General features: G+C 68.7%; 13 protein-coding genes and 1 riboswitch. Of the genes, 5 read left to right on the forward strand and 8 right to left on the reverse strand.

Translation table 11 applies throughout. The features are described 5' to 3' along the window. The first annotated feature begins 133 nt into the window (after positions 1–133). A complete protein-coding gene (locus OG975_RS23605) occupies positions 134–508 on the forward strand; it encodes a cyclophilin-like fold protein (RefSeq protein WP_406331338.1) in 375 nt (124 codons plus the stop codon). 99 nt (positions 509–607) lie between these two features. On the opposite strand, the gene hisC is transcribed toward OG975_RS23605, so the two are convergent. Next, the gene (hisC, locus tag OG975_RS23610; protein WP_406331339.1) at positions 608–1,687 is read right to left on the reverse strand and encodes a histidinol-phosphate transaminase; all 1,080 of its coding nucleotides are present in this window, start codon (positions 1,685–1,687) and stop codon (positions 608–610) included. A gap of 499 nt (positions 1,688–2,186) precedes the next feature. On the opposite strand from hisC, the gene OG975_RS23615 reads away from it, so the two are divergent. From OG975_RS23615 to OG975_RS23625, 3 genes are all read left to right on the forward strand, one after another. Next, positions 2,187–3,299, forward strand: a complete 1,113-nt coding sequence (locus OG975_RS23615) for a LacI family DNA-binding transcriptional regulator (protein ID WP_330305769.1) — start codon at positions 2,187–2,189, stop codon at positions 3,297–3,299. 202 nt (positions 3,300–3,501) lie between these two features. Beyond that, on the forward strand, positions 3,502–4,665 hold the full coding sequence (locus tag OG975_RS23620; RefSeq protein ID WP_406331341.1) for a metallophosphoesterase: 1,164 nt from the start codon (positions 3,502–3,504) through the stop codon (positions 4,663–4,665). Between the two features lie 181 nt (positions 4,666–4,846). Beyond that, on the forward strand, positions 4,847–5,710 hold the full coding sequence (locus OG975_RS23625) for a hypothetical protein (RefSeq protein ID WP_406331342.1): 864 nt from the start codon (positions 4,847–4,849) through the stop codon (positions 5,708–5,710). Between the two features lie 139 nt (positions 5,711–5,849). On the opposite strand, the gene OG975_RS23630 is transcribed toward OG975_RS23625, so the two are convergent. The 3 genes from OG975_RS23630 to thiC all read right to left on the reverse strand — a co-directional run bounded on the left by OG975_RS23630 (position 5,850) and on the right by thiC (position 10,483). Continuing rightward, positions 5,850–7,280 (reverse strand): VWA domain-containing protein, encoded by a 1,431-nt coding sequence (locus OG975_RS23630; protein WP_406331343.1) that lies wholly within the window; start codon positions 7,278–7,280, stop codon positions 5,850–5,852. Between the two features lie 107 nt (positions 7,281–7,387). After that, positions 7,388–8,518 carry a hypothetical protein gene (locus OG975_RS23635; RefSeq protein ID WP_406331344.1) on the reverse strand — a complete coding sequence of 377 codons (1,131 nt, stop codon included), beginning with the start codon at positions 8,516–8,518 and terminating at the stop codon, positions 7,388–7,390. A gap of 135 nt (positions 8,519–8,653) precedes the next feature. Further along, complete coding sequence (gene thiC / locus OG975_RS23640; protein WP_406331345.1) at positions 8,654–10,483, reverse strand: phosphomethylpyrimidine synthase ThiC; 1,830 nt, start codon at positions 10,481–10,483, stop codon at positions 8,654–8,656. After that, positions 10,476–10,632, reverse strand: a riboswitch (TPP riboswitch). Its footprint overlaps the gene before it by 8 nt. Positions 10,633–10,703: 71 nt before the next feature. Here thiC and OG975_RS23645 point away from each other — a divergent pair. Next, a complete protein-coding gene (locus tag OG975_RS23645) occupies positions 10,704–12,197 on the forward strand; it encodes a YibE/F family protein (RefSeq protein ID WP_406331346.1) in 1,494 nt (497 codons plus the stop codon). Positions 12,198–12,260: 63 nt separating this feature from the next. Here the strand turns inward: OG975_RS23645 and OG975_RS23650 are convergent, their stop codons facing one another. The 4 genes from OG975_RS23650 to OG975_RS23665 form a co-directional block, all read right to left on the reverse strand. Beyond that, positions 12,261–12,698: an SsgA family sporulation/cell division regulator gene (locus OG975_RS23650; RefSeq protein WP_067376783.1), complete on the reverse strand. Its 438-nt coding sequence runs from the start codon at positions 12,696–12,698 to the stop codon at positions 12,261–12,263. Positions 12,699–12,797: 99 nt separating this feature from the next. Then, entirely contained in the window at positions 12,798–13,523 is a 726-nt protein-coding gene (locus OG975_RS23655) for an IclR family transcriptional regulator (RefSeq protein ID WP_406336429.1), read from the reverse strand. Positions 13,524–13,954: 431 nt separating this feature from the next. Then, positions 13,955–14,167: a DUF5326 family protein gene (locus OG975_RS23660; RefSeq protein WP_189187169.1), complete on the reverse strand. Its 213-nt coding sequence runs from the start codon at positions 14,165–14,167 to the stop codon at positions 13,955–13,957. 176 nt (positions 14,168–14,343) lie between these two features. Then, a complete protein-coding gene (locus tag OG975_RS23665) occupies positions 14,344–14,661 on the reverse strand; it encodes a cupin domain-containing protein (RefSeq protein ID WP_327430046.1) in 318 nt (105 codons plus the stop codon). Positions 14,662–14,742: the final 81 nt, after the last annotated feature.

Here is a 14,742-nt window from a genome sequence, read left to right on the forward strand (position 1 = left end):
ACGCATGGCCGTTCGACGCGTGAGGGGTGGGGGGTCCTTAAGGCGGCCCATTGGGCCCCAGAAGGGATGGACCGGTGGACCCATGGCGCGCGAGGGGTTCCCAAGCACTTCAACATCTTGTTGAATCCGCCTCATGCAGATACGGGTCTCCTGGCCCGCGGGGCACCTCACCGCGACCCTCGACGACACCCCGACCGCCCTGGCCCTCGCCCAGGCACTGCCGCTCGCCTCCACCGCCCACACCTGGGGCGAGGAGGTCTACTTCGACACCGGCGTCTCCGCCGCCCTCGAGGACGGCGCCCAACAGGTCGTCGAGCCCGGCACGGTGGCCTTCTGGACCGACGGCGACGCCCTCGCCCTCCCCTACGGGCCCACACCGATCTCGCGAGGCGACGAGTGCCGCCTCGCGAGCCCGTGCAACGTCCTCGGCCGCCTCGACGGCGACCCCCGCGCCCTCACGACCGTGCGCGACGGCGACCCCGTACGCGTAGAACTCGTAGAGCCCTAGGGGCCCGGGCCCCAGCGGAACTCCGACACCCCCCGAAACGTAGGACGGGGTGGGGGACCAGCGCTCCCTAGGGCCACAACTCCCCACACCCCTAGGTGATCAGAGCTCCTTGCGGAACCCCTCCGTCGCCTTCAGGAAGATGTCGTTCGCCTCGTTCTCGCCGATAGTCACCCGGACTCCCTCGCCGGCGAAGGGGCGTACGACGACCCCGGCCTGCTCGCAGTGGGCGGCGAAGTCGAGGGTGCGCTCCCCCAGTCGCAGCCAGACGAAGTTGGCCTGCGTCTCGGGCACCGTCCAGCCCTGACCGCGCAGTGCCTCGAGCACGCGCTGGCGCTCGCACACCAGCGAGCCGACCCTGCCGAGCAGTTCGTCCTCGGCGCGCAGGCTCGCCACGGCAGCGTCCTGGGCCAGCTGGCTCACGCCGAAGGGCACCGCCGTCTTGCGCAGCGCCGCGGCGACAGGCTCATGGGCGATCGCGAAGCCGACCCGGAGACCGGCGAGTCCGTACGCTTTGGAGAACGTGCGCAGTACGCAGACGTTCGGCCGGTCACGGTAGATCGCGACGCCGTCCGGCACCTCGACGTCACGGATGAACTCGCGGTATGCCTCGTCCAGTACGACCAGCACATCACTGGGCACCCGGTCGAGGAACCGTTCCAGCTCGGCCCGGCGCACCACCGTGCCGGTCGGGTTGTTGGGGTTGCAGACGAAGATCAGCCGGGTCCGGTCGGTGATCGCGTCCGCCATCGCGTCCAGGTCGTGCACCTCACCCGGAGTCAGCGGCACCCTCACCGAGGTCGCCCCGCTGATCTGCGTGATGATCGGGTAGGCCTCGAAGGACCGCCAGGCGTAGATGACCTCGTCACCGGGGCCGCTCGTGGCCTGCAGCAGCTGCTGCGCGACCCCGACCGAGCCGGTGCCGGTAGCCAGGTGAGAGAGAGGGACGCCGAAACGGTCCGACAATTCGTTCATCAGCCCGGTGCACGCCATGTCCGGGTAGCGGTTGAAGGACCCCGTCGCGGCGGTGACGCTCTCGATCACGCCGGGCAGCGGCGGATACGGGTTCTCGTTGGAGGACAACTTGTACGCCACCGGACCGCCCGCCGCGGCGGGCTTGCCGGGCTTGTAGGTGGGGATACCCTCCAGCTCGGCACGCAGCTTGGGGCTCGTCTCGCTCACCGCAGTCCTCCTCGTGACGACCAGCGGCTCATGACCACCACCGGCTACCAATGCTTCTCACCTTATGAGGATTCGGCGCCGCTGCGAATGGCTGTGAACGACCGAACGGCCACCGGCCGGCTACCGGGCGCGGCTCGGTGATCATCCTCGTGACTGTCCGACGGTGATCCTCGTACGTTCCGGTGATGATCCTCGTACGGCTCGGCGGTCATCCTTGTACGAAGGCGTACGAAATGGGGGGGCGCGCCACCCGGAGGCGCGCGCGCCGGTGGCTCACGCCGTGGCGCGCATCCCTCGTGAAGGTGAGTTGAGACCTCTTCGAAACATGGCCCACTTGGCAGGCTCATGCGTGCCGACAAGTCACGTACTGCCATTGTATCGTTCAACTGCCTTTGTTTCTAAGGAAGTTGACCCACTTCGACCATGCAGAAACGTGCCTGTCAACGAGTGCATATGCGTCCGCACTACCCCACCGCATGAGCCCTACTATCGGCTCGCCATGACAGCAGCAGGGAAGCACCAGGTGAGCCGGGCGGAGACCTCCCGCCGAGGCGGTCGACCGGGCCGGGCGGGTATCAGAGACGTGGCTGCGGCCGCAGGGGTCTCCATCACGACTGTGTCCGATGCCCTCAACGGCAAGGGCCGGCTCCCGGACGCCACCCGACGCCACGTCCGCGAGGTCGCCGACCGGCTGGGCTATCGCCCGTCGGCCGCGGCCCGAACCCTCCGTACCGGCAAGTCGGGCCTCATCGGCCTGACCGTGACGACATACGGGGATGAACCTTTCACCTTCACGGAGTTCGCGTACTTCGCGGAGATGGCCAGAGCCGCCACCTCGGCCGCGCTCGCCCGGGGCTACGCCCTGGTCATCCTCCCCGCGACCTCGCGCCACGACGTGTGGTCGAACGTGGCCCTGGACGGAACCGTGGTCATCGACCCGTCCGACCAGGACCCGGTGGTCAGCGAGTTGGTCCGGCAGGGCTTACCGGTCGTCTCCGACGGCCGCCCAGCGGGCTCACTCCCGGTCACCGCATGGGTGGACAACGACCACGAGGCCGCGGTCCTGGGCATCCTCGACCATCTGGCCGACGCCGGCGCCCGCCGGATCGGCCTCCTCACCGGCACCACCACGGACACGTACACCCATCTCTCCACCACCGCATATCTGCGCTGGTGCGAGCGCGTGGGCCAGGATCCGGTGTACGAGGCCTATCCGGCGCACGATCCGTGCGCGGGGGCCGTCGCCGCCGACCGACTCCTCGCCCGGCCCGACCGCCCCGACGCCGTCTACGGTCTCTTCGACCCGAACGGCACCGACCTGCTGGCCGCGGCCCGGCGCTACGGTCTGCGCGTACCGGACGATCTGCTGCTGGTCTGCTGCAGCGAGTCGACCGTCTACGCCAACACCGAGCCGCCCATCACGACGCTCTCCCTCAAACCGCGCCGGATCGGCACGGCCGTGGTCCAGCTCCTGATCGACGCCATCGAGGGGGTCGAATCGGACCAACCGGTCGAGCAGGTGATACCGACGGAGCTGATCGTGCGGACGTCCTCCGAACGCCGTCCGCCCCGTACGACAGTCAGTGCGCCCCGATCACCCGAGAAGGGTTGACGCCCGACGCCGAAAGGGCGGGGAAAGCCCCGCCCAATTCGGGCGAAAACCGCGGTGAACTGGGCTCCTCCTCCGATTCACCACCCCTGGGTCATCACATGGCGCGATCCGCATTCCTATGATGGGCGGACGACACCGCGGGCCGCTGCGACCAGGCAGTCCGATCCGGTGCAGATGCGGCGCGATGGTGGTGGAGGGGTCGATGACTCAGGGGGCCGGTCAGGGACCCGAGGTGGTGCGGACGGCGACGTTGCGCGACTTCCGGGTGCCCGCGTACGTCCACGAGACCGGTCCGTACGTCCCCGAGACCGGTCCGTACGCGCAGAGCACGCCTCCCGGCGAGGGCGCCAGACCCGCCGAGGAGTCCGCCGAGTACTCGGGCGCGGCCCACTCGTCCGCGGATTACCCGCCTGCCGAGTACCCGTCCGCGGAGTACTCGGCGGAGTACACACCCACGCGGCGCGATCTGCCCGTCATCAACCGGGGTGACACGCTTCAGGTCGCTGTTGACCCCGACGCCGTGGCCGCCCCGGCGCCCGGCGACGGGCCGGGTCCGCTGTACGTCGTCGGCGATGTGCACGGCTATCTCGACCAGCTGGTCGCCGCGCTCCAGGAGCAGGGCCTCATCGACGCCGCGGGCAACTGGTCCGCCGGGACCGCGCGCCTGTGGTTCCTCGGCGACTTCACCGACCGCGGCCCGGACGGCATCGGCGTGATCGACCTCGTGATGCGGCTGTCCGCCGAGGCGGCCGCGGCCGGCGGCTACTGCAAGGCCCTCATGGGCAACCACGAGCTGCTGCTGCTCGGCGCCAAGCGGTTCGGCGACACCCCCGTCAACTCCGGCGCGGGCACCGCCACCTTCCAGGCCGCCTGGCTGCTCAACGGCGGCCAGAAGACCGACATGGACCGTCTCCAGGACCACCACTTGCAGTGGATGGCCCGGCTCGATGCCATGGAGCAGGTCGACGGGCACCTCCTGGTGCACTCCGACACCACCGCCTATCTCGACTACGGCGACTCCATCGAAGCGGTCAACGACACCGTCCGCGAAACCCTCACCCGCAACGACGCGGACGAGTGCTGGGACCTCTTCCGCAAGTTCACCAAGCGCTTCGCGTTCCGGGACGACGGGGGCGCCGAGGCCGTTCGGGAGCTGCTCGGCGCGTACGGCGGCACCCGCATCGTCCATGGTCACAGCCCCATTCCGTACCTCCTGGGCGAGGTCGGTTCGGAGGAGGGCGAGGACAGCGCGGGCCCGGTGGTCGAGGGACCGCATCTTTACGCCGACGGACTGGCCATCGCGATGGACGGCGGAGTGACCATGGCCGGAAAGCTGCTGGTCCGGCAACTTCCCCTGGATAGCTGAGCGTTCCTCGGGCAGGCGTCCCCCACGGAGGACTGCGCTGGCCAGGGGGCAATTTCTGGAAACCCCCTGTCACGGCGTGCCGTCACCGCTCTACCATCGGCTTATCCGTAGCAGGCTCCCCTCCGTTTCTGCCCGACGGCTCGTCAGCGTGCGAGCCACCAGCCCTACGGAGCATCGGGGGATGCACATGAACAGCGTTCCGCAGCACCTGCTGAGCGAGGACCGCCAAGAGTACGAGCGGATCCTCGATGAGGCGCTGCGCTCCGCACCACACCGCCCGGAACTCGCCGCTGTCGGCCAGCGGCTCAACCCCGAACAGCTGCGCACCATGGCGCTCAACGCCACCGCTCTCATCACGGCGGCCGCGGCGACCGAATACCAGCACTACGTGAAGGTCCGCGAGGAACTGCGCCAGCCGGCGCCGTCCGCCCCGGTCATGAGCGAGGAAGCCGGCTCAGCGGAGCCGGGCGCGACCGCGATGGGGCTCGCCGCCACGGTGGGGGAGGTGTCCGAGACCGCCGGAGCCGGTGCCATCGCAGTCGTCGCGGTGCTTGCCCCGGTCCTCGCCGGGACGGCTGCGGCGATCTTCCTGCTCGTGGGGTACCTGCTGAATATGCTCGATCCCGAACAGACGTTCGCCAAGACCCTCCTGACCACCGGGTGGGTCTTCGGCGCGGTCACGGCGGCCGCGATTCTGGTCGCCGCGGTCGGACTGCTGCTGACCGCACTGCGCAACAGCTCGTCCTCGCTCCAGGCCGGAGCGCGCGGCGAGCTGAGCGAACAGGTGGCCCGGGCCAGGGAAGCCTGGCGCGATGCCCTGCTGGAGCGCGGCATCCTGCCGTTCCTCCGGGAGGCCCTCGCCGACCCGGGCTCCGCGGCGCTGGGCCGTCCGGCACCGGCTCCCAGCCGCATCCCGCACCTCGGCTACGACCGGCCGGGGTTCAGCAGCCCCGACGGCGGACCCGCGGCCGGCCCGCGCCCGAGCTTCACCAGCCCTGACTTCACGAGCCCGGACTTCGGAGGGCCGGAGCACCAGCCGGAGTGACACCCGGGCGCCCGGGCCGACCGGGCGGCTCATGTCCGGGCTACGGCCGGGTGTGGGGAGGAAACCGGGGCCCGTGCCGATGGGGCGCGGGCCCGAACCGGTGGGCCGTGTCCGCCGTGCGCTGTCCGGCAGGGCGCCGTCAGATGATGCCCAGCTGCCGGGCCGCGGTCATCCAGGCCGGGAACTCGGACAGCAGCCGGTCGTACAGCTCCGGATCCGGTACGTCGCTGATGTCGTCGACGGCGAAGAACCCCACGTTGTCGACGCGTCGGCCCGGCAGCGTGTCGAACCGTTCCAGCACGCCGTAGTTGGACCGTCCCAGGCCCACGAACTGCCAGAAGACCGGCTCATCGACCGCTTCCAGCAGCTCCTTCTCGATCTCCTTGTTGCGGTAGACGCCGCCGTCGGAGAAGAACAGCACCAGCGTGGGATCGGTGGCCGGGTGCTCGCGCACATACGTCCGGACCTCGGCGATCACCTTCTGCTCCTCGTTCTGGATCCCGACCGCGCGCATGTCCACCTGCCCCGGCCGCAGGCCTTTCCGCGGCTTCTTGCTCCGTCGGAACAGACTCAGCTCACCGACCCGGACATGGAGCTCCAGCCACTCGGGCAGCTCCCCCAGACCGAGATCCGGCAGCCGCGCCGGATGGGACGCGAACGTCCACGCCTGCATCACCCCGTCGTCGTCCAGCTGCGCGGCCACCGCCGCCATCCGCTCCACCACGTCGGCCACGACGCCCTTCGAGTACAGGAAGGACATCGACCCGGAGGCATCCAGGACCAGGACGACGCGGGCCGTCACCCCCGCTGCACCGTGCTTCTCCAGGCTGACCGCGACCTGCTCCTTGCGCAGCGAGAGCCGCTTGCGCATGTCAACGGGCAACTGCTCCTCGCCCTTGACGAGGCGAGGGGTAGGGGTAGGGGTAGGGGGTACGGCTGGAACCGCCGGGGCGGGCTGCGTCACAGGCGGAACGGCAACCGGGGCAGGCGCCGGGAACCCTGCGGTGCTGGGCTCCGAGCCCCCGGCCGCGCCGGCCTCCTCGTCCACGCTGATCCCGAAGTCGGTGGCCAGCCCCGCGAGTCCGGACGCATAGCCCTGTCCGACCGCACGGAACTTCCACTGACCGCCCCGCAGATACAGCTCACCCCCGATGAACGCCGTCTCCGTCGTGGCCTCCATCTCAAAGCGCGCGACCTCCTGCCGCGTCCCGGCGTCGAGCAGCGTGAGCGTCAGTCCGGTCAGCTCACCGAACGTGCCACCGTCGGCCGAGGCGCACAGCACGACCCGCTCGATGCCCGGCTCCAGGGCGCGCAGGTCCACCTCGACCGTGTCCGTCGTGCCGTCGGCATCCCGCTGCTTCCCGAGATGGCGTACGGCGCCGGAGGCATGCCGCGGCTGGTTGTAGAAGACGAAGTCCCCGTCGCCCCGCACCCGTCCGTCCGCGCCGAGCAGCAGCGCCGAGGCATCCGCATCCGGCGCACCGGCCCCTCCTCTCCAGCCGAGCACCGCCTGCACGACCCCGGCGACGACGGGAAGATTGGCGCCCTTACTCATGGCTGTCGATGTCATGCGCCCAGTCTGCCGAGAGAACCCGGCACCGGAGCCGTTCGATCCACACCCACACGCATCGAACAGCTCCAAATCCCACGCACCCCACGCACTGCGTCTACATGCGTCTACATACGTCGAACAATCTGCGCCGCCGCTCTTTCGACCGGTGTGCGGCTGAAGACGTGCACCAATGCGAGGTGGAAGAGCGCCGGCGCGAGGGGGGCCCACCGGTGAATGCGGTCGGCACGCAGCATGTACTTGACCACTGGCGCGGGGCGGAAGGGCACATAGTCGATGGTCTGATGCTCCCAGCGATCCGCGACCCCTCTGCTCATACGCGTCTGCAGACCTTCGCGCGTCAGGTCCTTCAGCCTGGCGTAGAAGTGGGCGCTCCAGTGGCGCTTGTCGATGTCCAGTACAAAGGCGAGCAGCTCCAGTGAGTACTCGTGAGGTTCTATGGACAATTCCTCCCGCATGCCGCGCCGGGCGACCGCGTACAGGTCGGGAGCGCTCCTGCCGGAGGAGTCGATGTGCCGGGACATGCCCTCGTTGACGGAGGAGTTCCAGACACCCGGCGCCATACGGACCCGGTCACTGCGCCGGCTGACGACCAGCATGTCGTCGCCTGTCACCACGGCGATGTTCACAGCGAAGCTGCACTGCAGAAACCCGGGCGCCGGCAGCGGATTGTCCGGGTCGAGATAGCGGGAACGCGGGCTTGTTCCGTCGGCCAGCCGGCGGTCGAGTTGCTGAGCCGCCAGAAAGGTGTAGTAATCCGTCGGGCGCAGCCGCAGGTGGACTTCGGGCTGCTCGTCGAGAGCGGTGCGGGAGACGTCGAACGATTCGACCGCGTATCGAGGACCGTTCCACAACGGTGTCCGGCCCTCTGCCCGCAAACCCTCGCTCTCCGCCTCGACCTCGGCCCGCCAGCCGACCATGTCCGAAGGCAGCTCGATCTCCTCGTCGAGCACCTGGATGTAGACGGCTTCGGCGGGTATGGACGACTCGCCATCGCCTTCCACGATCAGGGCGGTGGTCTGAAGAGGCCCCAGGGAGAAGGTTCTCCACGCGGGAGCGGACTCCTCCCGCTGCCTCAGGCTGCGCACCGCTCTCGTGGAGCGAGTGCGCAGCCTGTACCAGCTGTCCTGCAGCGGCTGTTGGAACAGCACTGCGAACAGCATCCCCAGCACAGCCCCGACGACTCCATTGGCCACATCGATCCCGCCCATGTCGGGCAGCGTAGGGATGTTGATCACGCCATGCGCGATCTTGTCTCTTCCGTTACGACGTGGCCGCAGGACGTCCCACAGCCCGGGCAGGCCCCGGTCGTGGTGACCGGGGCCCGGGTGAAGGAGTCAGCCCGGGTCAAGGAGTCAGCACATGTGTCCGGCTCAGTCGGCCATGGGCAGGTAGACCCGGTTGCCCGCGGCCGCGAACTCCTTGGACTTCTGCGCCATGCCCTCTTCGATCTCCACCTGCGAACCGCCGTGTTCCCGCCGGATGTCCTGCGAGATCTTCATCGAGCAGAACTTCGGCCCGCACATGGAGCAGAAGTGAGCCGTCTTGGCGGGCTCGGCCGGCAGTGTCTCGTCGTGGAACTCCCGTGCCGTGTCCGGGTCGAGGGCCAGGTTGAACTGGTCCTCCCACCGGAACTCGAAGCGGGCGTCGGACAGCGCGTCGTCCCATTCCTGCGCACCTGGGTGCCCCTTGGCGAGGTCGGCTGCGTGGGCGGCGATCTTGTAGGTGATGACGCCGGTCTTGACGTCGTCACGGTTGGGCAGGCCCAAGTGCTCCTTGGGCGTGACATAGCAGAGCATGGCCGTGCCCCACCAGGCGATCATCGCGGCACCGATGCCGGAGGTGATGTGGTCGTACGCCGGCGCGACGTCCGTCGTCAGCGGGCCGAGCGTATAGAACGGAGCTTCATCACAGATCTCCTGCTGAAGGTCGATGTTCTCCTTGATCTTGTGCATCGGGACATGTCCCGGGCCCTCGATCATGGTCTGTACGTTGAAACGCTTGGCGATCGTGTTGAGTTCCCCGAGTGTCCTCAACTCCGCGAACTGCGCTGCGTCGTTGGCGTCCGCGATCGACCCGGGCCGCAGCCCGTCGCCGAGCGAGTACGTGACGTCGTACGCCGCGAGGATCTCGCAGAGCTCCTCGAAGTTCTCGTACAGGAACGACTCCTTGTGGTGCGCCAGGCACCAGGCCGCCATGATCGAGCCGCCGCGCGAGACGATGCCGGTCTTGCGGTTCGCGGTGAGCGGCACGTACGGCAGGCGTACCCCCGCGTGGACCGTCATGTAGTCCACGCCCTGCTCGGCCTGCTCGATGACCGTGTCCTTGTAGATCTCCCAGGTCAGCTCCTCGGCGCGGCCGTCCACCTTCTCCAACGCCTGGTAGAGCGGCACGGTGCCGATGGGGACGGGGGAGTTGCGCAGCACCCACTCGCGGGTGGTGTGAATGTTGCGGCCGGTGGACAGGTCCATGACCGTGTCGGCGCCCCAGCGGGTCGCCCAGGTCATCTTCTCGACCTCCTCCTCGATGGAGGACGTGACGGCCGAGTTGCCGATGTTGGCGTTGACCTTCACCAGGAACCGCTTGCCGATGATCATCGGCTCGATCTCCGGGTGGTTCACGTTCGCGGGCAGCACCGCGCGGCCGGCGGCGATCTCCTCGCGTACGACCTCGGGGTCGACGTTCTCGCGGACCGCCACGAACTCCATCTCGGGCGTGATCTCTCCGCGCCGGGCGTACGCGAGCTGCGTGACCGCCTCTCCGGCGCGGCCCCTGCGCGGCTGACGCGGCCGCCCTGGGAAGACCGCGTCGAGGTTGCGCAGGCCCCCGCGCGGTGAGGTGTGCTTGATCCCGTCGTCCTCAGGACGGACCGGGCGGCCCGCGTACTCCTCGGTGTCACCGCGGGCGATGATCCAGTTCTCGCGCAGCGGCGCCAGACCCCTGCGTACATCGGTGTCGATGGTCGGATCGGTGTACGGGCCGGAGGTGTCGTACAGCGTGACGGACTGCCCGTTGGTGAGGTGCACCTGGCGGACCGGCACCCGTAGATCGGGGCGTGAACCCCCGACGTACCCCTTGTGCCAGCCGATGGACTTCCCGGCCTCGCCGTTCTCGGCCGGGGCGGACACCCCACCGTTCTCGGCCGGAGCAAGCGCCCCGTCCGTCTGGCTGGAGGCAGGCGTGCGTACGTCCTTGTTGGTCATGAGACCTACTCCCTACGCCGGCATTACCCGGTAACAGGTTCGGCGGTCGACGCAGCGGCTTCCGTCCGCCGATGTTTCATGTGAAACATCGCTAAGACGAAGGTCAGCGCCCTCTCAGCCCGGTGCTCCGAGCTCCCGCGTGTGCAAAGGTGCCTCCACGCTAGCGTCATATCTGGCGCGGTGAACAGAGGGCCCCCTCCGTTCTTGCGATGATCGGTCGGTGACCACGACACAGCAGTCCCCGTTCCCACCGTCCGAGCCGCCGCGCGGACCCGGTTCCGGTGACGGCCATGGACACGGCTCCGGTGACGGCCGCGGGCATGGTCCGGACGGTGGCGGCCATGGCCCCGGACCCGGTGACGGTCACGGACCAGGCAATGGGCACGGCCACAGTCCCGGCGGCGGGCACGGCCACTCGCACAGTCACAGCCACGGCCCCGCCACCCCCGTGTCCAAGCATCTGCGCAAGGTCATCGCCGCGGTGCTGATCCCCTTCACGGCGGCGGTCGTCGTGGGTCTTGTGGTGTTGTGGCCGGGCGGCGCTCCCTCTCACGAGCGCACCGGCGTCGGCTTCGACCGGCAGACCCAGCAGGCGACGGTCACCAAGATCGACAAGGTGGACTGCAAGTCCGTGAACGCCTCGGGGGAGACCCCGACAGGCGACACCTCCACCGCCGAGGGCTCCTCCGCGCAGCAGCAGGCGACGGGCGACTGCAAGAAGGCGACGATCCGGGTCGACACCGGCAAGGACAAGGGCCGTACGTTCACCGAGATCGTCCAGCCCGACCAGTCGCGGCAGTTGCACGAGGGCGAGAAGGTCGTGGTCGCGTACGAGCCCTCCGCGCCCAAGGATCTGCAGTACTCGGTCACCGATGTGAACCGGAAGCTCCCCATGGCTCTGCTCGCCGGGATCTTCGCACTGGTTGTCGTCGTGGTGGGCCGGATGCGCGGCATCATGGCGCTGGTCGCGCTGGCCGTCAGCTTCCTGATCCTGACGTTCTTCATCCTGCCCGCGATCTTGCAGGGCTCGAATCCGCTGGTCGTGGCGGTCGTCGGAGCCAGCGCCATCATGCTGATCGCGCTCTACATGTGCCACGGCCTCTCCGCCCGTACATCGGTGGCGGTGATCGGCACGCTGCTCTCGCTGCTGCTGATCGGTGTGCTCGGCTCCGAATTCATCGGCTGGGCGGCACTGACCGGCAACACCGACGACAACACCGGCCTGATCCACGGCCTGTACCCGTCCATCGACATGAGCGGTCTGCTGCTCGCGGGCGTCATCATCGGTTCGCTCGGTGTGCTCGACGATGTGACGGTGACCCAGACGTCCGCGGTCTGGGAGCTGCACGAGGCGAACCCCACGATGGGCTGGCGCGGCCTGTACCGCGCGGGCATCCGTATCGGCCGCGACCACATCGCGTCGGTCGTCAACACCCTCGTCCTGGCGTACGCGGGCGCCGCTCTGCCGCTGCTGCTGCTCTTCTCGATCGCCCAGAGCAGCGTGGGCACGGTCGCCAACAGCGAACTGGTCGCCGAGGAGATCGTGCGCACCCTGGTCGGCTCGATCGGTCTGGTCGCCTCGGTGCCGGTGACCACCGCGCTGGCCGCCCTGGTGGTCTCCGCGGACCGCCCGGAGACCGCGGCCGGCGCTGTGGAGCCCTCCGGGTCCAGGACGCCGGCACGCGGCGGGAAGGGCCGCCGCCGCAAGCGCTGAAGTCTCCTGATGCCGGTGTGACTTGAGAGGAAGCGTTACTCCACTTGGGTGTGCGGCGGTGCCTCAGCCCGCGCTCTGCTCCTCCGCCAGGATGCGGTCCAGCGCCTCGTCGAGGTGCGCGTCGAAGTCGGCGAGGGAACGCTCCTGCCCCAGCGGCACCAGCTTGTCCGTACGGTCGAGGAACGCCACGAGTGGCGCCGCCCCTGACCGGAACAGCGCGTGGTCGCCGCCCACCTGAAGCCGGATCAGCACCTCGCCGAACGCCTCCGGGTCGGCGGGCGCGATGTGCACATCGCCGTCACCGCACGGCCGGCCCACGCCGTCGATCAGCAACTCCCGCCCGAACGCCCAGGTCACCGGCGCGTCGCCGGGCAAATGGAAGGTCAGCCGCACGGCGTACGGATCACAGGTCTCGTATCGCAGCTCCACCGGAATGCGGAAGGACAGCTCCTCCGACACGAGGAAGCTCATCATGACCTCTGCCTGTACCGACTCGCGCATCGCCTACCCCGTCGTTTGCCGTCGACTGGCCAGGAATCGTCCCCCTGACACTGCAGGAATCTTGCTTAACGTGCACACCAGATCACAAGGAGTGAGTTTTCAGATACTGATAGAGATGGCGAGTGTCCCTAGCAGCCTGCCGATTTCACTCTGCAATTGCCGTGCGGCGGGCAGCAGACGGTCGGCCTGGTGAGAAGGCAGGGAGATGGCCATAGTCCCGGCAGCGGAGCCTGCCGTGATGGGGATCGCGGCGCAGACCGTGCCCAGCGCGTACTCCTGGCGCTCGATGACGGGCTCCATCCGGCCCGTCCGCTCCAGGCGCCGCAGCAGACTGTCGTTGTCACGCACCGTGTACGGAGTGATCGACTGCACGGGGTAGCGGTCGAGGTGATCTCGGCGGGCCTTCTCGTCCAGCTGGGACAGCAGGCACTGGCCGATCGCGTGCGCGTGCCCGGTCTCCCGGAAGTCGGCCCACTCCTCCACCGCGGGATTTCCCGGGGTGTCGGCGATGCACATGACCTCGATCTCACCGTCGCGGTAGATCGCGTAGTAGACGGGTACGCCGATCGAATCGCGCCAATGCGCGAGCGCGTCGCTCACCGTGCTGCGACGTTTCTGCTGCGCTCCGCTGCTGCTCAGCCGCTCGGCGGCTTCGCCGAGGAAGAACAGCCCCTTGTCGCGGCGCAGATAGCCCTCGTGGACCAGGGTGCGCAGCAGGTGGTACGCCGTCGGCAGAGCGAGCCCGGCCTCCCGGGCGAGCTGCTTGGCGGGCGCGCCCTGCTCGCGCGAAGCGACGGCCTCCAGAAGGCGCATCGCCCGCTGCACCGAGCCGATCAGGGTCGTGGGGTGCGGCTCCAGGGGCGCGGCCTCCACCGAAGGGGTGCGCGGAGCGGGTGTCTCCCCCGGGATGCTGCGCGGAGCGCATAGCTCCCCTGGCGTGGTTCGTGGTTGGGCGGGCGGGACACATGACCCCGCCGGCACACCCGATCGCTGGACGGGTGGAGTGGGTGAATCTGCGGGTGCGGTGTCAACCGTGGCCAAGGGGCACTCCCGAAGCGCGAGGGGGACCGCCCGTGCGGGGGCACACGGGAGGGGGCTGTGCGCTGCCCGCGGGGGATCGACCCCGCGTCGAATTCCGGACTGTAACCGCCCGCCACCGCTCGCAGACGGCCTCGCCGGAAAACTTCCCTCGGCCGAGGGAACCTCGGGTTCCCTTTACCGGCCTACCCGTTACCGATCGCTCACCCTCTCGCGCCTCACCAGTCGCTGCGCGACGACGAACTCGACATGAACTTCCGCACGATGTAGATCAGTCCGCCGACCAGCGCGACGAAGACCAGGGCCTTGAAGAGCAGGCTGATGACCACACTGAGCACGCTGACTATCACCGTGCCGAAGACAACCAGGGCGATGACCGGCACCGCGACCCACTTCACCCACCACGGCATACCGTTGAAGATCTCTCGCATCGCCCTCGTCCTTACCTCTCCGCCCGGTGCCCCAAGTCCAGGGGCTTGATTCCGGGTTCTCTGATGTCGTGCATTGATGTCCTGCACTCGATGCTAGAGCCGAGAGGGGGCCGAGCGGGGGTCTCGCACCCCTTGTCCTCCCCTGACCGTTCCCCTAGGGAACCCTGAGGCGGAGGTCAGCTCTCCGGCGGAGAGAACACCACCAGAACCCTCAGGTCCTCGGTGATGTGATGGAACTTGTGGGCGACCCCCGCGGGCACGTAGACGACGCTGCCGCGCGCCACCTGGGTGGTCTCCAGGCCGACGGTGATCGAGGCCCGCCCGCTCACCACGAAGTACACCTCGTCCTGCTGGTGCGGCTTCTGCGAGTCGAGTTCGCCCGCGTCGAGCGCGTACAGGCCGACCGACATGTTCCGCTCGCGCAGGAACTGCAGGTAGGCGCCGTCGTTGGCGGCGCGTTCCGCCTCCAGTTCGTCCAGCCGGAATGCCTTCATCGCCCTCGTCCGCTCTCGTACGCCGGAAGCTGTGTCCACAGCCTCTCTCGCCAGTCGATCTCTTCTGCCACGATCAGACAC

Source organism: Streptomyces sp. NBC_00203 (assembly GCF_045206325.1).
Classification (GTDB): domain Bacteria; phylum Actinomycetota; class Actinomycetes; order Streptomycetales; family Streptomycetaceae; genus Streptomyces; species Streptomyces lutosisoli.